At 38.2% G+C, this 9075-nt stretch carries 10 protein-coding genes; 3 read left to right on the top strand and 7 right to left on the bottom strand.

Translation table 11 applies throughout. The annotated features are described in order from the left end of the window. Both AS141_RS25715 and AS141_RS25710 read right to left on the bottom strand, forming a co-directional pair. Positions 1 to 1127: hypothetical protein (locus tag AS141_RS25715; protein WP_082632443.1), on the bottom strand; the 1127-nt coding region annotated here is incomplete at its 3' end. Positions 1128 to 1373: 246 nt separating this feature from the next. Then, complete coding sequence (locus tag AS141_RS25710) at positions 1374 to 1817, bottom strand: SgcJ/EcaC family oxidoreductase (protein ID WP_057940587.1); 444 nt, start codon at positions 1815 to 1817, stop codon at positions 1374 to 1376. Between the two features lie 668 nt (positions 1818 to 2485). On the opposite strand from AS141_RS25710, the gene AS141_RS26950 reads away from it, so the two are divergent. Then, the gene (locus AS141_RS26950; protein ID WP_198293630.1) at positions 2486 to 2677 is read left to right on the top strand and encodes a hypothetical protein; all 192 of its coding nucleotides are present in this window, start codon (positions 2486 to 2488) and stop codon (positions 2675 to 2677) included. Between the two features lie 143 nt (positions 2678 to 2820). Here AS141_RS26950 and AS141_RS27190 read toward each other — a convergent pair whose 3' ends face one another. The 4 genes from AS141_RS27190 to AS141_RS25685 form a co-directional block, all read right to left on the bottom strand. Next, on the bottom strand, positions 2821 to 3003 hold the full coding sequence (locus tag AS141_RS27190) for a hypothetical protein (protein WP_057940585.1): 183 nt from the start codon (positions 3001 to 3003) through the stop codon (positions 2821 to 2823). After that, positions 3003 to 3248, bottom strand: a complete 246-nt coding sequence (locus tag AS141_RS27185; protein ID WP_232425007.1) for a Fic family protein — start codon at positions 3246 to 3248, stop codon at positions 3003 to 3005. The genes AS141_RS27190 and AS141_RS27185 overlap by 1 nt, the downstream gene beginning before the upstream one ends. A 139-nt stretch (positions 3249 to 3387) precedes the next feature. Beyond that, on the bottom strand, positions 3388 to 4368 hold the full coding sequence (locus AS141_RS25690) for a gliding motility protein GldB-related protein (RefSeq protein ID WP_057940583.1): 981 nt from the start codon (positions 4366 to 4368) through the stop codon (positions 3388 to 3390). 4 nt (positions 4369 to 4372) lie between these two features. Next, positions 4373 to 5200, bottom strand: a complete 828-nt coding sequence (locus AS141_RS25685) for a DUF5694 domain-containing protein (RefSeq protein WP_057940588.1) — start codon at positions 5198 to 5200, stop codon at positions 4373 to 4375. A 132-nt stretch (positions 5201 to 5332) separates the two neighbouring features. Here AS141_RS25685 and AS141_RS25680 point away from each other — a divergent pair, with 132 nt between their 5' ends. Together AS141_RS25680 and AS141_RS25675 are read left to right on the top strand one after the other, a co-directional pair. After that, positions 5333 to 6379 (top strand): sensor histidine kinase, encoded by a 1047-nt coding sequence (locus AS141_RS25680; protein ID WP_057940582.1) that lies wholly within the window; start codon positions 5333 to 5335, stop codon positions 6377 to 6379. Further along, the gene (locus tag AS141_RS25675; protein WP_057940581.1) at positions 6379 to 7074 is read left to right on the top strand and encodes a LytR/AlgR family response regulator transcription factor; all 696 of its coding nucleotides are present in this window, start codon (positions 6379 to 6381) and stop codon (positions 7072 to 7074) included. Before AS141_RS25680 ends, AS141_RS25675 begins: the two co-directional genes overlap by 1 nt. A 448-nt stretch (positions 7075 to 7522) precedes the next feature. Here the strand turns inward: AS141_RS25675 and AS141_RS25670 are convergent, their stop codons facing one another. Then, on the bottom strand, positions 7523 to 8794 hold the full coding sequence (locus tag AS141_RS25670) for a hypothetical protein (protein ID WP_057940580.1): 1272 nt from the start codon (positions 8792 to 8794) through the stop codon (positions 7523 to 7525). Positions 8795 to 9075: the final 281 nt, after the last annotated feature.

Genomic DNA, 9075 nt, shown 5'->3' with positions numbered 1-9075 from the left:
TCCCTTTTCATCCAGTCAGGTCTACCATTGACAAATTTTGTATCAGGGTGATAAACCTGAATATCAATTCCAATTGAATTTACCGGATCTACAATGATTTTATCGGTATCATTTAAAAATGCAGTGGGTTCATTGAGATCAAATTGATTAGCAGCCTCTTTGTAGTATTGATGCTGTTTTGCTGAATCTGTAAATCCTACCATATTCTCCTGATCTATAGTAAGAATATCCTGATTGATCAGCTTTTTTAGCTGAAACCCCATAGGTTCATAGTGTGTATTTCCCATTTCAGAAATATGTCCATATCCAGCATGTATGAGTACTTTTCCATTTTTATCTTTTTTCCAGGTTTGCTCAAAAATGTTATGTGCCTGATCACGGTCTCTTAATGTACCATCATGATCGTTTTGGGTTTCGTAGGTTATAAGTGTGTAACCTAATTGAAGGGCTTCTCTAACTAAATTACCAAAATGGGAGTCTTTAGTATAGTAGCCAGTTGAACTCACCGGATAACCTCTCTCATGGATATCTTTATCATCATACCCAAGGGTTTCTAATGCTAAATATCTATATCCTTCATCCCAGAGAGGTTTTAACAAAGCATTCGTGAAAGCCCTATGCTGAGAATTAAAGTGCGCTTCATTGATCAAAGCAAAATGAAAATCTTTAGCTTTTTTAGTGATATAGTCGACAGCATTTACTGCTTTTGCCTGAGCGAAAAGTTCATGAGCCGGAGGAGTAGTCAATAAGTTGAGCATGTTCTGGATAGAAGCTTTGTAACTATCATCAGCTTTAGGGTTTTGCAATGCAATTTCAAGCGATTTGATAAGATCAGCTATATCAGCTGTTTGATGAAATATACTCATCATCGCCTCCTGTTTATGGACCTCTCTTTTAGTTGCTTGATCGATCGCATTTTGGTAATCGCCGTAAAAACTACATTGAACAGCGTTCAACTCAAAATCTGAGTTCAAGTCTAAATTGCAGTATGCTTCATAACCAGGATCAAAATTACTAACATGCTTTTCCTGAATCTCTGAAAATTCATAGTTTAATTTTTTATTGCAGCCGACTGATAGTAAAGCCAAAAGAATAAAAATGTAGATGTGGGTAGATTGTGTTTTCATATTTTTTCATGCCAGATAACACTTGTGTTTATCTAGGATACATTACCCTATTACATCTATATCACCATTGTCTACAGGTTTTCGGGGTTTTGCTTTGACCAAATTAAGGATTTCGTCGATACCATCAAGCGGGCATTAAAACCCGAATACTTGTCCACCGAGACCAAAATTTATTAAAAGTAATCACTTTCAATTTAGCACTTTCCGCCCCGCTTGCTCTTAGCCTTTGTTGGCGGTTCGTTGTTTTTATTTCCTTATCTGTTCGGCTAACTCTTTTGTTAATTCTTCTACCATTTCAGGTCTTCCGTGAAATTGTGCAGGAGTATTTTGAAAAAGGTCAATTTTCCAATCGTCATCTTTTTTTATCGCAATTATTGTCTGGATGGCGTTCGCTGCGGGATTAATGTCTTTTTGTCCGGGTGGTATCATTCCTGCAATAGCTCGAAGAATAGCGACTTCTGAAGACAAAAAACGAACTTCTTTAACTTTCCAAACATAATCCGCAGTCTGATGGTGGTTAAATATTTTCCCTATTTCAGTGTCAATTTCGTTTTTACCATAATATTGACTTCCGTCAAAGCCTATAGATATTCCATTATCTGTAAAAAATGATGCCATTGTGGTTGCATCTTGTTTATTCCAAGAATTTAGTAAATCAGTATGTAGTTTTTCTAATTCCGTTTTATCCATTTTCTTTTCGTTTTTAGAGTTGTCCCGAACATTTAATTTCTCATTTGTCCCGGTCGCTTTACAATGACCGCCAACACTTGTGGTTACAGCAGTTCCACTACCTTATTGCATCTATATCGCCATTGTCCACAGGCCTTCAGGGTGCTGCTGTGACCAAATTAAGGATTTCGTCGATTTCATCAAGTGGACTTTGAATATTTTTGTTAGACCACATGCAGGAAAAAAGCATATTTGACTATGCGCCGGATTCAAATGGAGTCAATGACTACGAAATGCAAGTTGAGGAAATTATAACCAAACTAAACTGAGCACAACATAGCTAAGAGACTAAATGACCCGAGCAAGGGCAATAAAAACATGGGAATCAAACAAAGAGGTTTAGGGATGCTGATCAAATCAGAACCTGAAACACAGCAAAAAGAAAAAGTTCGATATAACTAGGGTTTTGCCAGCTCCACACAACTGGAATGGAGCGATTTTTTCTCTCCATTTTTTATTTTTTTTACTTTGTAATTAATTGTCTATATGATGGATACAATCGATTAAAGAATTAATTCCGCAGATTCGAGAAGTAGTTTTAAAATACACAGTTTTTCAGGGGGCATTGAACCAATTAGCCGCTGTTTTGAATGGTAATCTCCGCTTTTATACAGCTAACTTACCGAGCTTTGAGAATTGTTTTAGGGCCAACGTTTTTTGGGGGAAGGGCCGGGAAGAAATATTTGATCGGTATATTTGCAGTTATAGCTATTTTTGCAAATATAGAATTTTATATTTGTGATAGGGAGGGAAAAGGAAAGCTCCACTTGAACAGTGAAGCTTATGAGTTAAAAAGCCTAATATATTCTCCAAAAGCATAGATACGGTTACGCTTGTATCCTGTAAGTTCTTCCAAAATCCCCATATCCATCAGGTTCTTTATTAAGCGGTTTGCGGTAGAGGCGTGAACATGCAATATTTCCGCGACTTTGGCTCCATCAATGATCGGATTTTTGTAAAGCTCTCACATTAGTATTTTCGCATCCTGCTGCTGCTTGCCTAACTGGATCAGCTGTGAAAGTTCGACCCGGTCACGTAACTTATCGATATTTTGGAAAGTTTCAATACTGGATTCCGTCGTTTCGATAACACCTACAAGGAAGTATTCGATCCAGATTTTCAGGTCATTTTTTTCCCTAACCCGCATCAGTTGTCGTAATAGTCCCTTCGGTTCCTCTCAAAGAAATCGGACAGATAGAGAGTCGGTTTTCTTAATAGGCCCTTATCCAGAAGGTACAATGTGATCAATAGCCGTCCTATTCGGCCGTTCCCGTCCAGAAAAGGATGGATAGTTTCAAACTGGTAGTGGATCAGAGCAATTTTGATAAGGTGTGGGACAAATATTGGTATGTCTGCGTTGTCGGCATGAATAAACTGTTCCAGGTCACTCATTAGTTCTGGTATTTCCTGATGAGTTGGTGGAACAAAGATGGCATATGATGCTGATTCTTCTTCTTTCATACCGCTCTATCCTAAAAACTTTAACTAAAATTCAAAGTCTCAAACAGAGTTTATTTTACACCCTCAAAAATCAACAACAATAAGCACAGTTTAAATACTTTTCCACCTTACTTTTTCTAAGAAACTCTTCGTAATCCTGAATAGTAAGAATATCATGAATGGCTTGGGTTTTGTCATTTACCTGAAGGTAATAAGCCTTACAGATCATATAACCCATCCAATAGCCTGCAAGAGCAGGTCTGGATTTGTTCGCCTTCATCCACGAAGACCAGATAGGCTGATCCTTCTGAAGCAGAAATTGCTCCCAAATCATTTTTTCTATCCCTTCAAATTCCCGGTAGTCCCCATCCGTTTCTCCCGTGAGCAATTCTGCAATAAACTCTGCAGAACCTTCCCTTATGCTTTTCCATAGAAGAGAATTCCCTTTTTTCTGTTGCTCCTGATTGAATTGGACCAATTCATGGATTACAGTGACCGGAATATGGCTTCTTTCCATACTGATTGCCAGCAAATCCCTGTTCCAATTCGAGGTATCGGATGTTACAGTCCGGGCCAGAATTTCCGTACCGATCAATAAACCATTTTTAGAGATGGTCCCGTTGGATTGAAATTTTCCGATCATAAAAAAGACATCGGGAATGGTGGCTTTAGAATAAAGCGTTCTAAACTCATTGAAATAAGCTTCGATCAGAAGTTTCAAATCATTCAGATCGGAAATATCTCCTCTAATGGATTGGTAATAGGCCTTGAAAGTCAGTACAAATTCAGCGAACTCCGTTTTGGACTTTATTTTTGTTTTATAAAAATCCCGCAGTCCGGAAGTTCCCTTTTTAAAATAAAGGGAATTGAAGATTTTCTCAGCCTTTTCAGGCTGTTGTATGGCCAGATCAAAAGCGGTATAAAAATGAGCAATGTCCGTACTATGGATTTGATATTCATTCTGTAAACCGGAATCAGTTAATTCTTGGGAACAAACCGAAGTGGGGACCAGTAACGCGACCCAATAGCATATTACAATAAAGAACAGGCCTTTCCTATAAACCTCATTCATCTTATTAGTTTTTGACTGCGTTCAGGTAATCTTCCACTGGAGCCAATAAATACTTAGGGCTTCTTTCCAACCACATGTTGAAAAATGCCGTATGTGTTCCTCCCATCAAAATAAATACCCGGTCTTCTTTATCCAGCTCAATCTGATTCAGGTTGGAATACATCACCAGATTTCTATGATAGAATTTGGTGGCTTCATCTGCCCCTTCGGAATTTCCGGCTGTGGCTGTATGGGTAAGTATATCTGCATTGATATTCATTAAGATATCCTGATACCTAGGATCATTGGTCATCTTTAAATGTTCCAAAACAGTCATCTCCTCTTCCGGAAATTGTTTCTCAAGTTCATTCAAAAGTTTCATGTACCGAAAGTAGGTATCCTTATCCATGCTATTTTCCAGCTGATAACCTATGGAATAATTATAACCTTCCTGATAATCTATCCCATAAATTCTGGAGGTATTGGCCAATCTACCTACCTCAAATGCCAGCAATTGGATTTCTGAAGGATTGTCAAATTTCATACTCGGATTTTCAAGGTAGGCTTGGAAAGACTCCCAAAGGGCTTCGTTTTCAAAAGGCTCTGTTTCCACCAGAATAACGGTAGGCTTAAAGTCAGCAATAGCCTGTGCAATCCGATGGACCTGTGCCACATTTCCCTGATCATGCTCATCAAACTCAGTAGTCGTTGCATCCGGAGAATATCCCATGTGAAAAGTACCCAGATTTAAGACAGGAATTGCATCCTTAAATTTTAGGGAAATCTCAGGGTTTTGAGCTTGTAGCTGGACAGCTGACACAAAATAGGCGAAGAATAATAACAGTCTTTTCATTTTTGGATTTTGGTTTAAATACACTTTAAACATCTCTGTATAAGGGAAAATCAGAAAGTTTTTTCGACAAAGCCCGTGGAATTTTCGACAAACAGGGACAAAACCGAACTTTTGATCCCGTAATTTTACTCCATGCAATCAACACTAACCCAATTCAGGTTAAGTACCAAAAAAGAGATCGGATATCATTTTCTTTTCTGGTTCTTGCTGGCCTATTTTTCCTTTTTGAATTTTAACGGATCGGGTCCCAGTCCTTTTTCCTTCAATAAACCTGATACGCTTACCCTGTTTTGGATAGGTGTATTCTCCGTGAGTTTTTATTTCAATTATTTACTGGTTCTGCCCTGGGTTTTCAGGCAATTTGGCTGGAAGCGGGTGAGTTTAGGCTTGGTATCCTTTTACCTGTTTTTTGTGGGATTCAGATTTTTGATGGAAGAAGTTTTAATGCCCCATTTCTTCAATTTCAGCAATTACTCTGAAGGCACTCCTATTTCCCACTATTTCTATGACAACCTTTACTTCTTTACCTACCCGCTCATTCCAAGCACACTATTTTGGCTGATAGTATTTTCGATTCGACTTCAAGGAAATCATGCCGCCATTTCAGAGGAAAAGCGAACCATGGAAGTCCGGTTTCTGCAAAGCCAACTCAACCCCCATTTTTTGTTCAATACATTGAACAATATTTATTCTATGGTTTATGTCAATTCAGAAAAGGCGTTGCCTGCTATTGAAAAATTGAGCAACATCATGCGCTTTACCACCTACGATTCCCAAAAAGAACTGATTCCGATCCAGGAAGAAATCGACTATTTTAACTCGTACGTTGAACTCGAACAGTATAGACATGAACATGGATTTCCTGTACAATTAAACCTAGGTATAGAAAGCGAAAACCTCCGCATCCCTCCTTTGATTCTTTCTCCGTTCATAGAAAATGCAATCAAACATGGAGTATTGGATCCCCACTCTCCTCTGAAAATTAACCTGGGTTGCCACTCCGGAAATTTGCTTTTTGAGGTTGCCAATAAAATAAGCTCCAAGAAAAAGGATCAACAAGGAGGTATTGGCTTAGAAAATCTCCGCCGAAGACTGCAGCTTTCCTATCCCAACCAGCATAGGCTGGAACTTAGAAATGAAGGAGGTTATTTTAAGGCCACACTGGAAATCCAACTCTGATGAGGAATCAAATCACCTGCATCATTATCGATGATGAGCCATTTGCCGTTCAACTGCTCAACAGTTATGCAGAAAAAATATCTTTTTTGGAGGTCATCTATGCTGGCAAAGACGTCTTTCAGGCAATGGGAATTTTGAGTACCCAAAAAATTGACCTGATCTTTTTGGACATTCAGATGCCTGAATTGACAGGAATAGAGTTTATGCAAACTGTAAAAAAAGACCAAAATTTCATTATTACCTCAGCCTATCCCCAATATGCACTGGAGGCATTCAATTTCAATGTCATTGACTTTTTGTTAAAGCCCATCACCTTCCAGCGTTTTTATAAAAGCCTTGAAAAATATTTGCAGTGGAAGGAGCAATTTTCCGAAAGCACCAATTCGGAGGATCTTTTTGTAAGAGCAGACCGCAAAGTATATAGGATCCCCTTTGACCAAATCATCTACATTGAAGGGCTCCGGGACTATATCCGGATCCATACCACTGAAGAAAAATTGATGGTGTATGAGAACATGAAGGATATCTACCATAAACTTCCCAAAGGAAAGTTTTTACGCATCCATCGCTCCTACATCATTTCCATTCAGCATATCAGAGTTCTGGAAGGAAACTTCGTGGAGCTGCAAGATTCCACACAGTTGACTATTGGTGAGACTTACCGAAAAGAAATCGGGGATTTTTTTAAATCTTAAGGCTCAATTACCCAACCTTAATCCTTACTCCTGCCCACCATGTAATAGAACGGCATGCACTTCCTGCCCCCGCTTTCAATAGCCGCCATTTTATCAATAATGCTCTTGCGGACAAAGGGATCGATATGACAGTCGCCATAGAAATAAATGACATCCCTACTTTTATTACCCTGTTTTTTATAGATGTACCATCTTTTCTATAATAAGAAAGTTTAAAAATATTTTACTTACACAAACTTATAGTTTGTGTAAGTAAAATAAACAAAAAGATATTTTTATAGTTTAAAAAAAGTTGAAAAAAGAAACTATTGGTTTATAAAAAGAACAAAAAATAATCCAATACGTTTACATGTGTTTATAAGTTAGTTTTTTTAGTTATTTTAAAGATATCAAGATAGTTCTATTTGTTATTTTGCCTTGACGCAACCTGCTAACTTTCCTATCCAAATCAGGGAAGTCGATTAAAATCATCCTCAAAAACCACTGTTCCAGCGGGATCTAACAGACGGGCAAAATCAATTGTGCCTGTTCCTTCAAATACATAGGTCAATCCTACTATTTCTCCAAAATTCTGTTTGAATTCCTCCGTATATGCCCGTTCTCCATTAATCAGTATTTCAGCATGTTTATCCCTGACATCAATTCCAATTTCCTGAAAGTCATACACCTGCTGACCCAGTTTTGAAAGGTCATTATCATCCCCTCTTTTACTGATTTCTCCCAGCTTATATCCTGCAAAATTTTCACAGCCCTTTTGCACCAGGGTCACCGTGAAGATGTGCTCCTCAGTTACGATCAGAACAGTTAACCAGGGGCAGTTGCTGTTTAATACTTGATCCGATTTCACACGGGTTCGAAAGCTGAAATTATCAGAGGAAAGATTAAATACCTGGCTGTTACTTACACGGGTCTGAAATACCTTTCGGGTATCAATATTTTTGGATTTCAGGAGTTCTACCGGTAAGCGCAAATTACCATCCAAAGTAATTTCCTCTTCCCCAAAATTCACAAAACGATCATCCGATTCATTATAATAGGCATGAGCTTCCCAGCCATCACTTAAAATATGGACAGGTGCCTTGGCGATGATATTGTCATTGGCATACAGCTTTGCCCTATGAAAGCCAGACTCATAATAAATACTCGTATAGACACTTTTTTTTGGATCTATACGCTCTCTTCTCCAACCATTCCAAGATTGCTGAATGAAAAAGCTATCTGCCTTTACCTGACTGACATCATAGGTAAAAATAAATGTATTAGGGACACCCTTAGATAAAGTTTTGTCTGCTTTGAAAACTACCGGACCTTCTATTCTTATTCCCTGTGATTGATTAAGAGCAATAATTGCTATCAGACAAACTATCCCCAACGCCAAAATCCTAAATTTCAAGGAAACAGATACCCTGTTACTCGAAGAAGTCACGGGTTTAGAACCATCAACTTGCTTCTTATTATTCAATTTAAAATCCTGCCAATCTGAGTAGTCTAATGCATTTGCCAATGCATTCAGTGTGGCCAATTGTGGCCCTTTTTTAAACTGGTTTTTCCAAAGTCTCTTTAAAGTAGAAAGACTGATATAGACCCCTACATTTTCCTCAATATAGGTTGACAAAAGTTCCAGGTCTTTTTCGGTATAGCCTTGCCCGTTTCCAAAAGAAAATTTTACCTCCAGTTTACTTTTACAAAGTTGAATGTATTCGTTTTCTGAGTAGTGCATGAAGTACCAAATTTAATTAAGAAAAGAGCAAATACAGCCTATTCCAAACAATGACCGAACTTTGACCGAATTCTGAATCGCTTCAAAAACGCAGAAAACATAGGTTTACCTGAAACAAAAAACTACGACTATGCGAATCATTTTAATTTTGCCCCTGTATCTACTTTTTTTCTGTAGCTATGCCCAGAACTCACCGAATGACTGGACTGTACACAACAGGGAAGTGAGCTATAACCAAGGTGTAATTCATTTGAATGGCGTATATGGAGAGCTCTCCATAT

Source organism: Algoriphagus resistens, assembly GCF_001442615.1.
Lineage (GTDB): Bacteria > Bacteroidota > Bacteroidia > Cytophagales > Cyclobacteriaceae > Algoriphagus > Algoriphagus resistens.
Note: the sequence above shows the minus strand (reverse complement) of the source record. Positions and strands in the feature narration are given on the sequence as shown.